The 19,990-nt window shown below is 38.3% G+C and carries 15 protein-coding genes; 7 read left to right on the top strand and 8 right to left on the bottom strand.

Annotated elements, in window-relative coordinates; translation table 11 throughout:
- Positions 1–4: 4 nt before the first annotated feature.
- From neuC to wecA, 8 genes are all read right to left on the bottom strand, one after another.
- The gene (gene neuC / locus K6Y31_RS04440; RefSeq protein ID WP_233051635.1) at positions 5–1,174 is read right to left on the bottom strand and encodes a UDP-N-acetylglucosamine 2-epimerase; all 1,170 of its coding nucleotides are present in this window, start codon (positions 1,172–1,174) and stop codon (positions 5–7) included.
- A gap of 37 nt (positions 1,175–1,211) precedes the next feature.
- Entirely contained in the window at positions 1,212–2,357 is a 1,146-nt protein-coding gene (locus K6Y31_RS04435; protein WP_233051634.1) for a LegC family aminotransferase, read from the bottom strand.
- A 67-nt stretch (positions 2,358–2,424) separates the two neighbouring features.
- The gene (locus K6Y31_RS04430) at positions 2,425–3,615 is read right to left on the bottom strand and encodes a UDP-N-acetylglucosamine 4,6-dehydratase (protein WP_233051633.1); all 1,191 of its coding nucleotides are present in this window, start codon (positions 3,613–3,615) and stop codon (positions 2,425–2,427) included.
- Positions 3,616–3,699: 84 nt separating this feature from the next.
- Complete coding sequence (locus K6Y31_RS04425; RefSeq protein WP_233051632.1) at positions 3,700–4,683, bottom strand: Wzz/FepE/Etk N-terminal domain-containing protein; 984 nt, start codon at positions 4,681–4,683, stop codon at positions 3,700–3,702.
- Positions 4,684–4,758: 75 nt separating this feature from the next.
- The gene (locus K6Y31_RS04420) at positions 4,759–7,449 is read right to left on the bottom strand and encodes an SLBB domain-containing protein (protein WP_233051631.1); all 2,691 of its coding nucleotides are present in this window, start codon (positions 7,447–7,449) and stop codon (positions 4,759–4,761) included.
- Between the two features lie 24 nt (positions 7,450–7,473).
- Entirely contained in the window at positions 7,474–8,799 is a 1,326-nt protein-coding gene (locus tag K6Y31_RS04415; RefSeq protein WP_233051630.1) for a capsule assembly Wzi family protein, read from the bottom strand.
- A gap of 218 nt (positions 8,800–9,017) precedes the next feature.
- Entirely contained in the window at positions 9,018–9,536 is a 519-nt protein-coding gene (rfaH, locus tag K6Y31_RS04410; RefSeq protein ID WP_233051629.1) for a transcription/translation regulatory transformer protein RfaH, read from the bottom strand.
- 17 nt (positions 9,537–9,553) lie between these two features.
- On the bottom strand, positions 9,554–10,654 hold the full coding sequence (gene wecA, locus K6Y31_RS04405; protein WP_233051628.1) for a UDP-N-acetylglucosamine--undecaprenyl-phosphate N-acetylglucosaminephosphotransferase: 1,101 nt from the start codon (positions 10,652–10,654) through the stop codon (positions 9,554–9,556).
- A 426-nt stretch (positions 10,655–11,080) separates the two neighbouring features.
- Between wecA and K6Y31_RS04400 the strand changes: the two genes are divergently transcribed.
- From K6Y31_RS04400 to K6Y31_RS04370, 7 genes are read left to right on the top strand one after another with little or no spacing between them, the layout of a single operon-like run.
- On the top strand, positions 11,081–12,973 hold the full coding sequence (locus K6Y31_RS04400) for a nucleoside-diphosphate sugar epimerase/dehydratase (RefSeq protein ID WP_233051627.1): 1,893 nt from the start codon (positions 11,081–11,083) through the stop codon (positions 12,971–12,973).
- The gene (locus K6Y31_RS04395) at positions 12,963–14,054 is read left to right on the top strand and encodes a glycosyltransferase (protein ID WP_233051626.1); all 1,092 of its coding nucleotides are present in this window, start codon (positions 12,963–12,965) and stop codon (positions 14,052–14,054) included. Before K6Y31_RS04400 ends, K6Y31_RS04395 begins: the two co-directional genes overlap by 11 nt.
- Before the next feature lie 4 nt (positions 14,055–14,058).
- A complete protein-coding gene (locus tag K6Y31_RS04390) occupies positions 14,059–16,278 on the top strand; it encodes a glycosyltransferase (RefSeq protein ID WP_233051625.1) in 2,220 nt (739 codons plus the stop codon).
- A complete protein-coding gene (locus tag K6Y31_RS04385) occupies positions 16,275–17,057 on the top strand; it encodes an ABC transporter permease (RefSeq protein ID WP_233051624.1) in 783 nt (260 codons plus the stop codon). Before K6Y31_RS04390 ends, K6Y31_RS04385 begins: the two co-directional genes overlap by 4 nt.
- Before the next feature lie 2 nt (positions 17,058–17,059).
- Positions 17,060–17,809, top strand: coding sequence for an ABC transporter ATP-binding protein (locus K6Y31_RS04380; RefSeq protein WP_233051623.1), 750 nt, complete (start codon positions 17,060–17,062; stop codon positions 17,807–17,809).
- Positions 17,800–18,738, top strand: a complete 939-nt coding sequence (locus K6Y31_RS04375; protein WP_233051622.1) for an FkbM family methyltransferase — start codon at positions 17,800–17,802, stop codon at positions 18,736–18,738. Before K6Y31_RS04380 ends, K6Y31_RS04375 begins: the two co-directional genes overlap by 10 nt.
- A gap of 2 nt (positions 18,739–18,740) precedes the next feature.
- The gene (locus K6Y31_RS04370) at positions 18,741–19,889 is read left to right on the top strand and encodes a glycosyltransferase family 4 protein (RefSeq protein WP_233051621.1); all 1,149 of its coding nucleotides are present in this window, start codon (positions 18,741–18,743) and stop codon (positions 19,887–19,889) included.
- Positions 19,890–19,990: the final 101 nt, after the last annotated feature.

Below are 19,990 nucleotides of genomic sequence, written 5' to 3'. Positions count from 1 at the left end.
TCTCTCACTTAACGTCGTTAAAGTTTATATCGTAAAAGGCTTTACTTGGTTTGAACTCAAGCGACTTGATCATATCAATCACTTGGCTACTTGTGTCACCTTGGCCATATGGATTATGTACTTTTTCATCTTCATGCTTATAAACACGAGAGATTGCGACGCTGATTGCCGCCGAAATAGCACCTTGATTAGGCTCTGCATTCAACACGCTTTTTGCAGCCAAACGACCCTTTTGTCTTGAACCTATGTTTACAGTTGGCACATCAAAGGCTGGCACCTCAATGATGCCACTAGATGAATTACCAATAACGACTGCAGCATGAGTAACCGCGCTGAGGTAGCGAACCTGGCCTAAAGAGGGTATAGCAAAAACACGTGTAGAATTTTTCCGCGCGTATTCTTCCAAAATAGGAATAATTCGACGACCACCATCATCCGCGTTCGGATAGGTAAGGATCACTTGGTAGTCGGGATACTCATCCAGGGCATCAAGCAGCGCTTGAAAACTAGCAACAGGCACTTCATCACCTAGTGTGACGGGATGGTAGGTAACAAGAAAGTATGGCTTATCTATTTTGAAGTTAAGAGACCCAGATAATTCATCAACTGTCATAAAAGTTGCACGCTTTAGGTGGTCTAAACCTATTGCACCTACATTTTTCACTCTATCTGGTGATTCACCAAGCTGTATAACTCGCTGACGATACTCTTCAGTTGATGTTCCATGAAGGTAGCTCAACTTAGTTATTGCATGACGAATAGCGTCATCATAAGCCCCTTCCGTGATCTCCCCACCATGTAAGTGAAGAATTGGAATCCGCATGATCATTGCCGTTTGAGCCGCTGCTAGCGCCTCAAAACGGTCGCCTAAAATGACCAGTACATTGGGTTGTAATCGCGCGAGTGCATCTGAAAAACCTAACACGCCCAATCCCATGCTTTTAGCTGTACCCACGGCAGAATCAGACGATAATAAAATTTCTATCTTTTCGTCAATATTGAAGCCATCTTGCTCTATTTGCTTATAGGTCTCACCAAATTCAGGCGATAAATGCATTCCAGATACAAGAAGCTGCAAACAAAGCTCTGGATCATTTTGAATGTCTTTTAGCAGCCAAAAAAGAAGTCCGTACTCTGCTCTTGTGCCCGTGAAAACCGCAATTTTTCTAGTCATAATACTAAACTTGCTATTCCTAATTCTATCAACTTAATTAAATTGAAATTGGACTACTAGGTAAGTTAATCAAATGCATTTCAATGTGTTCTGATTGCGTTAACTCACCACGAGGGGCATTTTTGAACATGGGCAATCGATGCATTAATTGCCAAATAGGACGAGTCATCACACCTGATTCATTAGTTTGCTTTAGCAGGGTATCTCTAGCTTGTGCAGATGGGCAAATAACCGCATTTAGCCAGTAATTTGACATGGCATACTCAGGCTCAACGACAAATTTAAAATCACCCTTTGCAAAAAAATCTTGGTAGCGGCTCGCAAGCTCACGCTTTTCAATTAGATATTGCTCTAATACTTCCATTTGTGCACAACCCAAGGCCGCATTTAAGTTTGGCATTCGGTAATTAAAGCCTGCTTCATCGTGATAAAACTCATAAGGATGGGGTACTTTTGCTGTGGTCGTTACATGCTTAGTATGAGCGCCAAGCTCGGCCGTCTTGCATAAAACCATCCCACCGCCACCTGTGGTAATGATTTTGTTACCGTTAAAACTGACGGCACCAAAATCTCCTAAGGTACCGGTATGCTTACCTTTATAAAATGAGCCTAAGCTTTCCGCCGCATCTTCAACTAAGGTCAGATTCCATTTCCGACAAACAGCTATTAACTCATCTAGTTCAACAGGATGACCAAATGTATGCATGGGCACAACTGCGCGGATAGGCCGCTTGGTTTGCTTATGCATGCAACCCGTATCTGTCACAATTGCATGCTGTGTTAGAAATTCGTCAACGGCCTTTGGACATAAGCCCAAACTTATAGGGGAAACGTCAACGAAAATAGGCTCCGCCCCCATGTGATATAAGGCATTGCATGTTGCAACAAACGTTAACGCCTGGGTTATAACAAAATCACCATGCTGAACGCCAGCCATATAAAGTGAAGCGTGTAAGGCTGCTGTCCCATTTACAGTGGCAACCGCTTTCGCACTTCCTGTATAACTTTCAATTTTTTTTTCAAACTCATCGACAAACTTACCAACACTCGAAACAAACGTACTCTGTATTGTTTCTAAGACATACTTCTGTTCGTTACCATCAAATTTGGGGGCATGCAGCGGAATGAAATCATTGGTTTGGTATAATTCACGCACAAACTCAACAATAGATGCTTGGCTCATAGTTTGACTCTCACTTTAAACTGAAACCGATAAACGGGACTAAAAAATAGCGGAAAATAAAAAATGACTACATTTTGCTGTCAAGATATTTGCCCGTTTCTTTATGGCCAAAATCGGGGATCATCTTAAAGAAGAGATTAACAATTTCTTCTTTAGACCAAGCACGTTCTGATTTCATTTGGCCTATCTTTTCTTCAAACAACTCAAGAAGCGATTGTTCATAAAGTGGATCATTTTTAATGATGCCCAAATTGTTAAAACGCGCCATGTCTAATGTTTCTTTCTCAGTAAAGAACTCTTCAAAGTCTTTTTCGCCTGTGGTATCGCTTGATGTGAATAAACAAGGCCATTTACCTTGCGCAGGTAAAGAGCATGATAATTCACGCGCCTCATCTTCATTTTGACACAAATAAGGCTCTAATCCTCTTTGCTCTAGATATTTCACTGCTATATCTGCAAAAGAAATGAGGTGTAGCGCTTCACTTAATTTAGGAAAAAAGATATCTCGGTTTTCACCAAAAATACATGACATCAAACACAACTCACCAGACTCTTGAGGGGTAACGAAATAACGTTTTATATCATTGGGGGCAACAATCGGTTGATTCTTTTGTAAGCGTTGATTAAAGCCATGAAGTAAAGAGCCATCCGAAAAAGCAACGTTTGCAAAGCGGGCGGTAGAAATCGAAATCTGTTCACTTTTACGCATTAAGAACATTTCCATAATTCGCTTAGATGCGCCCATCATGTTGACCGGATTAGCGGCCTTATCTGTCGATACACAAAAATACTTTTTCACGCCAGTATCAATCGACTGCTGAATTGTTTTGTCTGTATTGAATACATTCACATCGATCATACGCATCAAGGTAAAAGGGTCTTTCTCGCTGCGAACATGCTTTAAAGCAGACAAGTTTAAAACGTAGTCATATTGCCCATCGGCTTTAATAAACGCATCATACTCAACAGAACCTATGTCTAATGCAAAAGTCTGGAAGTCACCATTTATGTAGCCAAATGAACTACGAATATCACGGACCAGTTCAACCATGTTGTTTTCACTAATATCAACAACATGAAGCTTTTTCGGATTGCGTTTAAATATCTCTTTAGTTACCGCTTGACCTATGGAACCGGCTCCACCTAAAACAAGAAACCTTGAACTAGATACGATGCGCTTTAACTCTTCTTCATGAGCAGTAATGTCAGATACAAACAACGCTTTATCGCGTCCGATTAGAGGCAAGATATTGCTCATACACTTAAGTTCCTAATTCTATGTCTACAAAAATTCAGTTTAATATTTTAAATAAAATACCAAAAATCACACACCCACACTTTTTCATCTATTTATTGTCTGGGTATCTTGTTTCCTAAACGCAAAGCGTACCAGTATAATCGCACATCCTAACATACCGCCTAATAGCGTCCCCAACACACAAATCAGTGCTCTTTTCGGCTTGCTCTTTTCTTCAGGTACAACTGCTGGGTCAACGACCTTAAAAACAAATTCATCTTGAACTTCGGCCAGCATACGATTTTTAATCTGATCTTCAATAAGTTGATAGAATACGCTTTGCATATCAGCGATGGTAGTTTGACCTAGTTGCTCTTGCAGATAATTAATATTCTTTTCACTTTCTAATAACTCTTTCTCTTTCATTACTTGGTTTAAATCTTTAATTAATAATGCCACCCACTTTTGCGCTAGCGTTGGCGATAAAAACTCAACAGATACAGTTACTAGCCCATTATCTTGATCTTGTGATACTGACACAACAGGATTAAATTCTTTATAAGACTCCCAATCTGTTGGGATAACAGATTCCCCTGGTTGTACCTCGCGAGTCCATTCGTTTTTAATGGGGTCGTACACTTCAGGATCCAAAGCTAGATCGCCACTATCTTTACTCCATTTTAGTCCTGCAAACAAAGGGATTTTCACATCATATTTATTGATAAACCGTGTTTGAAACTCTCGAGATTTTAATACAGCCATAGCCAATTGTGTTTTATCACTTTTGCCACCACCAATATTAACTCCAGCTAAAGCAGCAAGACCGCCCAACTGCCCTAAGCCGCCAGAGCTACCCTCTCCCGAACTTGGCGCTAACAATGCTTGTGCTTTGTAATAATTAGGTTGATTGATTGCAAAGATGACTGCACCAACAGCAAAAATAAAAGTACAAAAAATGATTAGCCATTTACCTTTCCATAAAGCGCCAAATAGCTCCCGTAGATCTATTTCATCATCTAGCTCGTTATTTTGTTGCTGAAAATATTCAGGGCTAATGTATATAGGTTGCTGTTTAATTTCTTGAGTCATAATTCTTAAATATAAGTTTAGGCTTAACAGCTATATAAAGCTGCTAAGCCAATTAGTAATGAATAAGCTAGTTGTTTATTTAATCGCCGCCCAAGCTACACCGATTTGGTATAGAATTTGCGTAGCTGATGTTAGGACGCTCAAGCCATCTACATAATCTGTATCCATAGGTACCACTATAGTGTCACCCGGCATTAGCTTATCTTCACCGCGCTTAAACCAATAGCTGCTATCCGGCAGCATGACCGAGCCATTAGCGCGAATTACATAGATACGATCGGTATCTGCTTGTTTTTTCGGACCACCGGTGGCATTGATGTAATCTTGAACGGACAAATTGCTGTCAAAAATCAACGACGTCGGCATTTGTATGTGTCCCATCACCGTGACGATGTTACGCAATGGTGGCACATATATTTTGTCACCGTTTTCTAGCAAGATGTTTTGTTGTTTATTGCCTTCAATCACTTGGTCTAAGTTAATTACCATACGGCCTACCGGCCTTGCAATGCCAAGTTTATCAACCACGCCCATGGCATCGGTTGCTGGCGAGGCTTGCTGCAGCGGATTACTTGAAGATTGACGGCGAAACGCTAGGGTTGAAACCTCTTGGCGCAATTGTTCATGTAAGTAACGCAGTTTTTGCGCTTCTTGCTCGCGTAAACTTTCGCGCGAGAATACCGCCCCTTGGGGGTAAGCATATTCGGTTAAGCCGCCCGCACGCTCAATAAGCTCAAGTAAGGTTTCACCACGTTTGAAGGTATATCGACCTGGGAAGAGCACTTCACCGCCCAATTCAATACTTAAGTCTTCACGCCATTCTGGTTTGGCAAAAATATTAATACGGTCTTTACTAACTAGCTTGATTTGCTGCGATGATGAGCCATTAAAAACTTTATTCAGGTCTATATCGCGGTGCACGATATTACTGCGTCCGCCCTGCTCAATAATTCGACTCATTTCTGCTCGACCTAAATGAGCGGATTCTTTTAAGCCACCGGCAGCGATGATTAAGTCTTTTAGGCTTTGTCCTCTCGCCAAAGGATAAACGCCTGGAAATTTAACTGCGCCGCGAATTTCAATTATTTGCACCGGCTTGTTGATGCCCGCCTGTGCTTTTAGCTGCGCAATTACCGGCTCTAGCAACATGTTACGTACATCTTGTGCACTGCGCTCAAGACTCGTTTTGTTATTTAAGCTATCAATTTCAAGCTTGCCAGATTGTTCGCCACTGGCCATGTCTGCATCGCTAATACCTCCTAGAGAGGTGTTTGCAACATTACTAAGACGCGCGCTTGCTTCTGCATCTTCTGTTTGTTCATTCTTGGTTACTAAGCTCTCGCGTTGTGTCACCGTTTGACGACGCATTGCTTCTAAACGACTTTCTGTTGCACCAACTGTTTGCGTAGATAGCTCTAAACTGCGCCCCAAGTCTTTATTGAGGATGATCACTTGGTCGCGCTTTTGCAATACTGGGTCAGCTGCTGTACCCGGCGCGGCTATCGCGTTAGCCAGGTTAAACTGCAGAACTTGAATTTCACCTTGAGTGTTAATTTCTCGAACAATCACCCCATAGTCATAATACGTAGCAGGAGTAAGATCCTGCTTACTATTGCCCACTAAATCACTTAAACGTAAGCCATTTTTCCAGTTGTAAGCACCAGGGCGCTCTACCGCCCCCAGTAAGCCGATGGCGTTATTGAATTCGCCTGGCACACGGGTTACCTTGATACTATCACCGCCACCTACTTTAAAATTACGCCCTGCCTGCGTTGTCACGTCAATATTGAATACGTCAGTACCTGAGTCCGTCGCTCTGGCTACACTAATGTGCTGACTAAATGCGCGCTCGGTAAAGCCACCCGCCGCTCGAATCACGTTCATGATCGGCGTTTTACCTTTCAGTTCATAAATTGCACGGCGACGTACTTCGCCGTCGACCACAATCGTTGCGCCTCGTGGCGGAATGAAAATAGTATCCCCATCTCGCAACCTGATGTCGTCGCTGGTATTACCGTTTAACAACAGATCATATAAATCAATTTGACGCAGCAGCGAACCATTACGCTTTATTTGAATTTTTCGAAGCGAACCTAAGGTATCGATACCGCCCGCTGCACGCAATGCTTGGGTCACTGTTGCCAGTGAACTAAGTACATAAGTTCCAGGCTTGTAAGCATCGCCTAACACGAATACTTGCATGGTACGGAATTTACCTAAACTAATGGTAACTTCGACCCCTATAATTTTGCTTTTGATGAAGGCCGTTAAGCTCTCTTGCACTTGCGAATAAGTTTGCCCAGCAATCATCACAGGGCCAAGTCTTGGTAAGTCGATACTGCCGTCACGCTTTACGATAAAGCTGTAACTGTTATTGTCTTTACCAAATATTTCAATATTCAGTTCGTCGCCCGGCCCCATCATGTAGTCAGCTGGAGCGGGAATATCACCGATAGGCGCCATGCTACTGGGCTCACCGGCGAATAAATCATAACCAAATAACTCAAGTTTTCTTGCAACTCTAGCGGTGGCTTGGCGCTTGCCGATGGTTGGCGCTATTTTCGCCTCTTGTTGCGTAGTGCCTTGGCTTTGCAATGTAGAGGTGTCAATTCCATACTGGCTTGCAAGTGCTTCTTGTTGCGACTTAGGCAAGGCTTGAAATTGCGCGATTTGTGAAGGCGTGGGTGAAGCCGCCATTGCTGTTGTTGCAAAAGCAACACTTGAGACAAATAATGCGATTAGTTTAGATTTTTTCGTGTTAGCCATGTATTTCCATTTCCGCATGGTCGATTAAAACCTGTAGTCCCAGCTCGTTGCTAGTTGCAGGTTATCTTGTTGCCAGTCTGCATCACTCATAGAGAGTTGAATGCTAAATAAGCCGCTTAGCAGTGGTAGCTGATATTCACCACTGAGTCGATTATGTTGTTTGTTGTAACTTTCAAGATGATAAAAAAGATTAAATTGGTGGTTATTGCTTAACTGAACATAACCACCAACAGAGAGCTGGTTGGATAAGGAGTGCAGTTGATATAGTTGCCCTGATGCTATTTCTTTCAAGCCACTTAAATGGCTATTTAGCTGACTGTTATCAGACAATGGGTTGTAGCGATTCTCAAGCACAAGCCTCAGTTGAGCGTCCAGCACTTGATTTTGTAAATCTATCCCTGAAATATTTGCGCCCTGCTGGCCAACGCCATCACTGATCAAGTGCTGAGAGTAAACACCACCATTCCAACCATTAAAAGTGGGTAAGCTAATTCGGCCTTCAACAATAAATTGATTGTTGCTCTCTTCTGTTAAATCAAGCACGTCATACCACAGCCACTGCTGTGATTTTTTATCGGTTTTGCCTTGATAGCGAATGTAGCTAGCACCTAAGCTGAGTGGCTTGGCAACTGTCACGTTAATCCGACTCGCCCACTTTTTTTGGTATGGCGAAAGATCGTTGACATAGCTAACCCCACCTTCAAGGTAAACTGCATCGAGTTCAGATAAGTCGTTGCCCGCATAAGCGATATAAGCAAGGGGGGCAGGACGAGAAGCAAATGGCTGAGCAAGGTTTGATTGCCAACTTGCGCCCCACCACTTGTGTAGCGCCCCCACCGTGATATCAACATTACCAGTAGTGTAAGCAGCAAAAGAGCCATCAAAATTAATATCAGAGTCTTCCCCGTGCGGCTGGCCATAGTTTATGTTTAACCTAGCCGCCGTTCGTTTATGAGTGGTGCTATAAGCGCCTTCTACTTGCCATTCTTGGGCGTTATTTTGACCATAACTACTTGGCGATTCGGAGTTAGCTGCAGTTAATTTAATCTGTTTATTGCCACGCTCAAGCTGAGCTGTTTCTAATGCATACTGAACATGTCGATAAGCGCTTAATACGTTGTTTGGTAAATTATCTAAAGAGGCCTTTTTTAAGTCACGCGCAACCGCATGCCAAGGCAGAGGAAAGGTTTGTAAAGGGGTAGAGATAAGGCCAGCATCTGATAATAATTGCAGATCAGCACGCAAGTAAGCGTCATCAGCTTCAATCCAAGGAGAGGCGAATAAAGCAGAGGGGCCAATAAGCAATAACGAAAGGCACAGCTTTTTAATGAAGACAAAGAGTCTCGACATAAACCTAAAAACATCCTGTAAAAGTACAACTTAAGGTACTAAAAATAAATTTAAAACACGCTACCGCCCCAGGGTTTCAGCTCCCTCAGTGCTGTAATGATCTAATAATTGTTAGCTATCGCTATTTCATCGGCAGATTGTCACACCAAAGTCATTAAAACAAATAACAATGGCATTTTTGTGACAACTACGATGGTGAGTATTTTACATTTATCTTGCTAGGCAGCAACCGTACACTGCGTATTGGGCAAGCTTATTTTTTGCCACTGGTTAATTAACTTTATGAGTAGAACGCTGCGCTCTAAACCATCATCTGATTGATAAATTGCTTCTAAGCCAGCAAACGGGCCTGACTCGACTCTTACTTTGTCACCTGACTTTGGTAACTGGCATAGCACTCGTTGTGCATGTTGGTGTTGCTCTACTGAGGTAGACAAGTATTCAACTAAATCAGCAGAGACACTAGCGTAGTTACCGCCAAACTTAACAAAGTCATTGACTCCCCGAGTGGAGCGTATCGCATTAAAATTAGCTCGTAGAGGATCTATTTTGACGAATAAATAAGAGGGAAACAGGGTTTCGACAACGAGCTTTTTTTTGCCTCGAACACACTTTTCAATATGGATCGTTGGATAAAAGCTCTCGATACCTTGATTAGCTAAATGCAAGCTTGCTTTAGCTTCTTCTTTAGACTTGCAATATAACAAGTACCACTTTGAGGAAACATCATTACTCATACAGAAAACCGTTCTACCTATGCGTGATTTTCTTTAAGCAATCTGACTTTATTGATTCTTCTTGCTCTTAGATATTTGGTAATTCGCCAAACATGCTGAATCGCATAAGAATAACAAAAGAAAATGGTGACAAAACCAGCCATCAAAATATAGCTCGGAATGCTGAAGTAAATACCCAATAAACCAATGACGCTCAAGCAAGCCTGAACGGCTGTAATAATTAGAAGCGACTGTCTTGAAGTAAAGCCTGCGTGTAAAAAGATGTGGTGTAAATGGTTTCTATCTGCTTGAAAAGGGGACTGCCCTTTGCGGACTCGTCTAATCATGATTGCGGCCATATCCATTAAGGGTATAGCGATAAACCACAATGCCGCCGCAGCACTAAACGATGTATCCTGTGGAGCAACTTGTGAGCCAGAGAGCAACAAGAACACAACACTGAAACCAATCATCATACTGCCAGCGTCGCCCATGAACACTTTTTGTTTCACGAAGAACAGTTTCAAATTAACGACAAGGAAAGGTAAAATTGCTGAGCAGATTACCAAACAAATTAGCATAGGTACGGTCTGACCACTCCAGCTAAAAGCAATGGCCATCGGCATCAACGTCATAAGAGACAGGCAGCCACACAACCCATCAATGCCATCCACCATATTGAATGCATTGATTGCGCCGATAACAGCAAATACAGTTAAGAAATAGCCTAACCACCCAATATTAAGTTCGCCGATAAAAGGCATTTCACCAAGATTATGGATAAAGAGGTCACTTCCCATAATCATGATAAATGTAATCAGTGTTTGTATAACTAAACGAATTTTAACAGATAAGTCTTTAGCATCATCAACCGCGCCTAATACAACGAGGATTGAGATACAAAAGATGTAAGTCATTAATGGCGTGACTGACGAACTAATCCAACCGAAAACGATTGAAGCGAAAATAATGCCAGTAAAGACGCTGATACCACCGATCAATGGGATAAAACCAGTATGTTGTTTGCGAGCGCAGGGGTTGTCGACTAGTCCAACTCGCTCTGCAATCGGCTTAAAGAACTGCAAGGCCAGAAGCGTGAAAAAGAAAACCAATGTAAGCTTGATGCTTAAAGTCAACATGACTAATCCTAAGAAAACAACAAATTAGGTAAAACTGTATATTACAAACATACACAATCGATTTTTATATTTTTGTGACCAGAAAATATTCTAGTCAATGAGCCAAAATCTAACAACATTTATTTACATTTTTTTACAGAAGATGAATAACTCGTGTTCATGTTCTACATAGCACCTCTTAACAATTTTTTATTGTCCCCATCCCAAACTATCTAAGTAAAAACGACCATTATAATTACCTCTATCTCATCCACCGTTTGCTTACATTTGCACGGTCACACTGTCAGCTGAACAAGAAAAAGTTGCATTATATATAACTCTTAAATCAAATATATTCCGTTACCAAGACTCGGTATTCCCATGCTGCTACTCATCATTTAGCAACGTGTGTTATAATTTCCAACTGAAATAAGATCGGAATTATCGATGCCTTTTTACAATTTAAACATACCAAGAAAAATCAAACGTTTAGCCACAATAGCATATGATGCGATTGGTATCATTGCTTCTATCCTGTTTGCACTTTTCTTACGATTAGATTCTGCTGAGCTGACTTTTTCACCAGGCGTACCAGAGCTCGCATCAACACTAGTAACCGTGGCCGTTTCTATTTTTTGCTTCATAAGGCTTGGGCTATATCGCGCCATTTTGCGTTATATGACAGTTAATGCCATTACCACTCTGGTTGCAGGAATTACTACATCGGCAATCGTACTCGCAGCAAGTAGCTATTATTTTCAAAGTTTTATCCCACGTTCGGTACCGGTCATTTACGCCTTGGTAGCACTCATCATCCTTGGCAGCCCAAGACTTATTTTAAGAAGCGTCGTTCACCAACGCTTACAGCGCTACAAACCTGCTGTTATTATTTATGGCGCGGGCAACGCAGGCTACCAACTAGCCCATGCTTTATTTCGCGGCACTGACTACCGACCCGCCGCATTTATCGATGACGATGTAAAAAAACATGGCATAACAATACATGGCTTAAGGGTCTTTCCTCATAGCCAATTAGAGAATCTGATAGCGACACACTGCGCTGTTAAAGTATTACTTGCATTAGGTAAAACCCCAAGATTAGAACGGACAAAGCTGATACAGAGACTAGAGTCATGCTCAGCTGAAGTTTTATCTATGCCCAGTATAGAAGATATCACCAATGGCAAAGCTAATATAAATGACATTCAAAGTATCGATATCGAGGACTTATTAGGCCGGACTCCGGTCCCCCCTAGCCAATGTTTACTCAGTCGCTGCATTACAGACCAAAGTGTAATGGTTACAGGAGCGGGAGGCTCAATTGGTTCTGAGCTATGCCGACAAATCATTACCCAACGGCCAGCGAAACTGGTGCTCTTTGAACTCAACGAATACAGTCTGTACAAAATTGAACAAGAGATTTCCAAATACATAGCGGTGAATGGGCTAGATACCAAACTACACGCCGTGTTGGGCTCAGTTCAACGGCAAAAAAGATTAATGATAGTCATGAAGAAGTATCAAACCGATACCGTCTATCATGCTGCGGCTTACAAGCACGTGCCTCTTGTTGAAGATAACGTGGTAGAAGGTGTAAGAAACAACGTGTTTGGTACATGGCGTTGTGCCGAGGCAGCAGTGAGCGTCGGCGTTAAAAACTTTGTTCTAATCTCAACCGACAAAGCAGTTAGACCAACCAATGTAATGGGTGCATCAAAGCGCATGGCAGAGCTCATCCTTCAAGCCATGGCCTCACGCAGCCCTAGCACTATTTTTTGTATGGTGAGGTTTGGCAATGTTCTTGGCTCATCGGGATCAGTAGTGCCTTTATTCAGGGAACAAATAAAACAAGGCGGCCCTGTAACCGTCACCCACCCTGACATTATTCGTTATTTTATGACCATCCCAGAAGCAGCGCAGCTAGTCATACAAGCTGGCGCGATGGCTGAAGGTGGTGAAGTATTCGTATTAAACATGGGTATGCCTGTACGCATTATTGACTTAGCTACTCGCATGATTAAATTAAGCGGCCTAACTGTAAAAACAGACGATGACCCATTTGGTGATATAGAAATCCAGATAACGGGGCTGCGTCCAGGTGAAAAACTATATGAGGAATTATTAGTGGGTAAAGATTCACAGCCTACTGAGCACGCATCCATCATGAAAGCTGATGAAGAGTTTCTTCACTGGAATGAGTTACTAGAAATAATAGAGCCACTTGATATCGCCTGCTCTGATTACGACGACACTACCATATTTAAAATGTTACTAAAAACTTCAATCGGATACACAAAACAAATCACTCAGAATGGAGAGGTTGAAGTGCATGAACTATAACAATTTAAATGTTGCAATAGTAATTACAGCCTTAGATATTGGAGGAGCTGAAACACAAGTTTATGAATTGGTTAAAAAATTTAAATCTCAAGGTCTTTCAGTATCAGTTATATCTCTGATAAAAGGTGGTAGTATTTACAGCTTACTACTAGAGGAAAAATTTAACCTTCATACTTTAGACATGGATAGTTACTGTCAAACACCAATGGCATTATTCAAACTATTAAGGTTTTGTAGGGAAAACAAGATACACATCTTGCACGGACACATGTTTCACGCATATATACTTTGTAGGCTAGCGAAATTAGTCAATCGCAACCTAAAAGTTATTTCTTCTGCTCATAGTATATATGAGGGTGGAAAAATAAGAGAACTTCTTTATCGAATGACTAGTTTTTTGTCAAATTTAAACACAAATGTCAGTCCGAAAGCATGCGATTATTTTATTAAAAATAAAATGTCACCAATAGACAAAATGTTAATTGTTCCGAATGGAATCTGTAAAACTAAATTTACTAGAGAAAATAAAATAAAGAATAACTCTACCTTTCACTGGGTTTCAATAGGAAGACTATCGAAGGAAAAAGATTTTTCAACTTTGATAAAAGCATTTGAATTAGTAAATAATAAAGTAGACTTCAAACTAACAATAGTTGGAACGGGTACAGAAAAAGAGAAGTTAGAGAAAGAAATAATTGAGCGAGGCTTGACTGAAAAAATAAAAATAAAAGCAAGTATAGATGCAGTGTATTTTTATAACATTGCTGATGCATATATATGTAGCTCGCTATATGAAGGCTTCGGAATAACATTAGTTGAAGCTCTATATATGGAGCTTCCTATAGTAACAACTGATCATGAAGGCACCAACTTTATTCTAAAAGGTTATAATAATAAATTAATTGCAAAAAAAAATAACCCTTTGGATTTGGCTTCTTCAATAATGTACTTGATGAAAAAAGATGAAAATGAACGTAAAAATGAGATAACAGATGTACGAGAAAATTCAATTAAGGAATTTTCAATCGAAAAAATATCTAGTCGTTGGTTAAAGTTGTATAAAGAATTACTTCAGGAATAAAAAATTGAATAAAAAAAATATACTTTTTGTTGTTGATGCTCCTAATTGGGCTTTTGGAACTATAGCAAATAATATTGCGTCAGGATTAAGGAAATCTGAATATAATGTCGAAATCATATACACACAAAAAATCGAATCATATCATGATTTCATCTTAGCCGTATCCAAACTACGAGCTAAACCAGACTTAATTCATTTTTTTTGGAGAGACTATCTAAACGAAGTAATAGCCTATTTAAAACAACATCCGAAGAAGTATATGGATACTTTTGAAAATTGTGCGTTGACAACTCATGTCCCTGACCATTTGTACACTGAACTATCGGATGAAATAGAGGCAAGAGTTGAACTTTTTAATATTATTGATAACTATTTTGTATCATCTTCAAAAATAGAAAAAATTTATAATAAATTACCTTTTTATCCAGCACCACATTCTGTAATTTTTGATAATCCAGAACTTCCAAAGCCATCTAAACTAAACCTAACTGAAAGTAAAATCCCTAGTATCGGCTGGATAGGAAATAGTAAATGGGGTGAACACCTAGGCTATAAAGATTATAAGGGTTTGAAAGAAATCATAACTCCTGCAATAGAAAAACTAAGAGAAAAAGAAATTCCTTTTACTGTAAAAATATTTGATAAAGCAGAGAAAAACACACCTAGAGATGAAATTCTCAGCCACTTAGAGAACATAGATATTTTGTTAATTTCTTCAGTAGAAGAAGGGACGCCTCTCCCCCTCTTAGAAGGCATCTCAAGAGGCTGTGCAATTATTTCTACTGATGTTGGAATTGTACGGGAGATATTACCAGAAGAGCAATTAGAGTATGTCTTACCGAGGACAAGTGAATCATTTTATAACGCACTGTTATCACTATTAACCAATACCGAAAAACTAAACAAAATAAAAAATATAAATTTAAAAACTTATGAGGAAAACTTTTTAAACTCATTCAACACAGTAAATAAATGGCAAGAATTTATAGAAAACAGCATAAAAGAGAGTAATAAAAACTTAAGAAGCAACTTGTTCAAGACAAAAAAAACTAAAATTAAAGCATTGCAGAACAGTGTCATTTCACACAGTTATCGATTAGGAAAAAAGTTAGAAATAATTGATATACTCAAGCAATCAAGATTTGTAAGAACATATTATCAAAAATCATTATCGAACAGTGATGACATTGAATATAAATTATTCACTAGCAGATATGAAAAAGCAATAATAGGGAAAGAATATATTACATTATATTCCCCAAGATGGCACGGAGTAGCAAATTCAACTAGGAGTATATTCCCTGAGAGTGCTATTGCATTTCCACTCTTTTCTAGAGAATATCCAGAAGTTACGGACCATCAATTCTTAGATAGAATTGTACAACTAATTACAGAAAGCAGAGAATTAAAAGCTATCATAATTAGTGGTGGAGTTGAACTTCACAGAACATTAGTAAGAAAAGTGAAAGAGAAACGGAAGGATATTAATATTTATCTTGCTTGGCACGGCTCACCAGCTCAATGGGTTGATATATCTCATTATCATACATTTGAAAAATGGGCAGAATTGATTAAAAAAAATGAGTTAAACGGTGTAATATCTTTCAAGCCAGATCTTTGCGAAACGATAGAAAAAATGGGAATCCCCTCTTTCCCTATAAAAAATATAATCCCAAACAAAAATTTAATCAAAAAAAGAAACATTAATAGAAAAGTTAATATAGGCGTTTTTGCAGCTTTATTTAGTTGGTACAAGAATCCATTTGTACAACTTATGTCTACAATTGGCGTAAAAAACAGCGTCATTCATACAAATCTGAATGTAAGAGATAGCTTTAGTCTAATTGCCGAAAAAATAGATCTAAACATAGTTGATTCTAGCATGAGTAATGAAAAATTCGTTTCTCTTCTAAACGATATGGATTTAGTTTTATATATAACAAATACTGAATGCTCGCCAATGATAGCCCTTGAATCTTGTTCTGTTGGTACCCCATGTTTAGTAGGTCCAGCAGGTAATATATACAAAGGTAATGATTTCCTAGAAAAACACCTCGTTGTAAATGAAGTAGACAATCCAACAGCTATAAATAAGAGAATAAGAGATACAATTGAAAACTATGATTTAATCATCTCAGAGCTTGAAATATTCGTAGAAAAATACAACAAAAAAGTCCTGATTGAAAAAGAAAATTTAATTAAAAATATACTGGAAAAAAAATGATAAAAGTTATTAAAGAGGATATTTTACCATCTATAAAATCCTGGCATTTGTGGTCCGTACTTGGATGGCTAGAACTCAGACAAAGATATAAACGTTCAAGCATTGGACCATTTTGGATAACCATCAGCATGGGGTTATTGATCATTGCACTTGGTTACATTTACGGCGAATTATTCGGAGTAAAATTAGAAGAGTATCTACCCTTACTAGCAATAGGTCTTGTATTCTGGGTTTTTATGAATGGGGTAATAACAGAAGGGTGCCAAGCTTTTATTTCATCATCACCCTACATAGGGCAATTACCTACTAATAAATTTATATTCATAATGCAAACTGTTTGGCGTAACTTTGTTATGCTAATACACAATTTTATAATAGTAATCGCAGTTGTAATTTATTATGACACTTTAACTATTAGTAGTATCCCTATTTTTTTACTTGGATTTATTATTGTATTATTAAATCTTTTTTGGATATGCTTATTATGCGCTATAACATCACTCAGATTTAGGGACTTCCCTCAAATTGTGGCCAGCTTTATGCAAATAATATTCTACATAACTCCAATATTATTTAGTGGCACAATGCTTTCCAAATACAAACTGTTATTAGCCTTCAACCCTTTTGCATGGTTTATTGACATTATTAGATCTCCACTTATAGGCCAGAAAGCAGATTTATACTCTTACTATAACGCTTTAACTTTATTGGTTTTTGGGACTATATTCACCATATACATTTATAAAATAAGCTACAAAAAAATTGCATATTGGATCTAAGCATGAATTATATAAAAATAAATAACGCTAGTGTCGAATTCCCAATTTTCGATGCGCAGAACCGTTCTATAAAATCTGAAATAATGAAACTAGGTAAAAGAGGTATTATTTCAAGTGATAGTAATGGAAAACATGTAACGATAAAATCTCTTGATTCAGTTTCATTATCACTTGAACATGGTGATAAACTTGGATTAATTGGTAATAATGGTGCAGGTAAAAGTACATTACTAAAACTGATCTCAGGTATTTATGAGCCTTCTAAAGGCTCAATAACAAGAAAAGGTAAGATTGTACCTTTACTTGATATAGCTCTTGGTATGGACGATGATTCAACTGGATATCAGAATATAAAACTTAGGGGGCTTCTTCTAGGAATGACACCTGCTGAAATTGACTCAAAAAGACTAGAAATAGCAGAATTTACTGAACTCGAGGATTACTTAAACCTACCAATCAGGACTTACTCAATGGGGATGAGAATTCGTCTTGCATTTGCGATATCAACAGCAGTTGATCCTGATGTTTTACTTTTAGATGAAGTCATCGGTACCGGAGATGCTAGCTTCATACAAAAAGCAGAAAAGCGTTTCAATGAACTTAAGGATCGGGCTAAAGTTATCGTTTTAGCTTCACATGACAACGCCGTTATTAGACGAATATGTAACAAAACAGCGTGGCTAGAAGGAGGAAAAATAAAAATGATAGGTGAGACCGAAACAATTATGAGAGAGTATGAAAAATGCTGTTAAAAAAAATATTAAATATCAAAGAAAAACTAGCATCAAGAGTTAGATTAGAGAAAGAGAACAAAAAAATTGATGAGATGCAGGAGCAGCTAAATAATATAAAAATAGACACCCGTGAAAGCCTTGAGTCAATAAAAACACAACTCTTTGATGAAATAGATAAAAAGACTTTAGAAACAATAAACTCTATCAATGAGAGAGGGGTTAATATTGAAAAAAGTATCGGAGACTTAAATAGTCATATACAAAGCATTCTCGACCCTACCGATGATGAAATATCAAGCATTAGTTATTTCACAAAAAAAATAATAGAAAAAGAAGGTAGCATAAAAATCGTTCAAATAGGCGCAAATGACGGCGTCTCATATAACGATACAGTATTCCCACTTGTTTCAAAGTATCCAGAACTAAGTTCTGCATTACTTGTTGAGCCATTATATGATCTATTTCAAAAACTAGAGAAAAATTATAGCAAGTTCCCAAATGTTATACTTAAAAACTTAGCAATTCACGAAACTGAAAAAGAGATGTATATATATCGTGTTGCACCCGATAAAGCTAAAGAACTCCCTGAATGGGTCAACGGTATCGCATCATTTAATCCTAAACATCATGAACTTTCAGACACCCCTAGTGACACCATTATCAAAGAGCTTGTGAATTGTATTGATTTTGAAAGTTTGGTGAAAAAAAACAATTTTGAAAATTTTGACTTTTTGCAAATTGATACAGAAGGCTACGATTACAATATACTCATAACCCTTGATTTGGATAAATTTAAACCTAAAATAATAAGATTTGAACATTCACTATCTCATAACATTATGACAATTGAACAATTTACTGAATTAACTAAAAAACTCAATCTTAACGGCTATCAAGTAATAAAAGACAACTATGATGCCATTGCATATAAGCTTGAGTACTTCTAATAATGAAAAAACGAAAAAGAATACTATTTATAGCCAATGTAGATTGGTACTTTAATTTACATTGGCTAAATAGATCATTAGCTGCAAAAGAATTATTCGATGAAGTTCACATTTCATTTCAAATAACGAACCCTGAGTTAACTTCCAACTTAGAGGGTATGGGATTCATAGTACACCCAATAAAGTTAGAAAGAAAAACTCTCAACCCTATAAAAAACATACTTACTTTATTCCAAATAAAAACACTAATAGAACAAGTAAAACCTGACTATGTACATTCCATCACTGTTAAGCCAAATTTACTTTCTGGTTTAATTTGCAAAAAATCAAAAACAAACCAGGTAATGAGCATTACAGGCTTAGGCAGAGTATTTAGCAATAAAAAATTAAAGTCTAGAACAGCAAAACTAATAACAATAAAACTTTACAGTCTAATTTCAAAGAATAACAATAACAAAATAACCTTTGAAAACAATGATGACTTAGAAACATTTTCAAAATATAACATAGCAACAACATCTCGGCGTTATTTGATAAATGGAGCAGGAGTAGATACCGATGAATATGAGTACTCCAAACCTTTATTTAGAGAAGAAGTTACATCTTCTTTCAAAATTCTATTTGCAGCTAGAATGCTATATGACAAAGGTTTAGAGAATATCATATCAGCAGTTGAAAAATTAAAGGGATTAAATATAACTATAGATGTAGCAGGAATTTTGGATCACGATAGTGATAATGCAATAAGCCTTGAGACCATCTTGAAGTGGCATGAAGAAAAGAAGATAAACTGGCTTGGATCCGTCGAAGACGTAAAACCTTATATTTATGCTTGTGACATTGTTTGCCTTCCAACAAAATACGGCGAAGGGGTCCCTAGAATTTTAATTGAGTCAGCCTCATGCGGGAGGCCCCTTATAACAACTGAAATTAGTGGGTGTAGAGATATAGTAATTAATGATCATAACGGTTTTACTATACCCATAGACGATAGTGAAGCATTGGCTAAAGCGATTAAAAAATTATTATTAAGCTACCCTATGAGAGTTTCTTTTGGAAAAAATGGGCGAAAGCTAGTTGAAGATTTATTTTCACAAGAGATAGTATTGAAGAAGACAAAAAGAATGTATGACAATGATTTAACAAATTGAATACCCCCCATGTCTAGCAGCCCCACTTCAATATTGTTCAAGGCAAGGGTGAGCGGGGACAATACATGAATGCTTTTCAGGCAAATAAATGGGATGTCATG

Source organism: Motilimonas cestriensis, from assembly GCF_021295315.1.
Classification (GTDB): Bacteria; Pseudomonadota; Gammaproteobacteria; order Enterobacterales; family CBDFNC01; genus Motilimonas; species Motilimonas cestriensis.
This window is presented reverse-complemented; position numbering and strand designations above follow the sequence as displayed.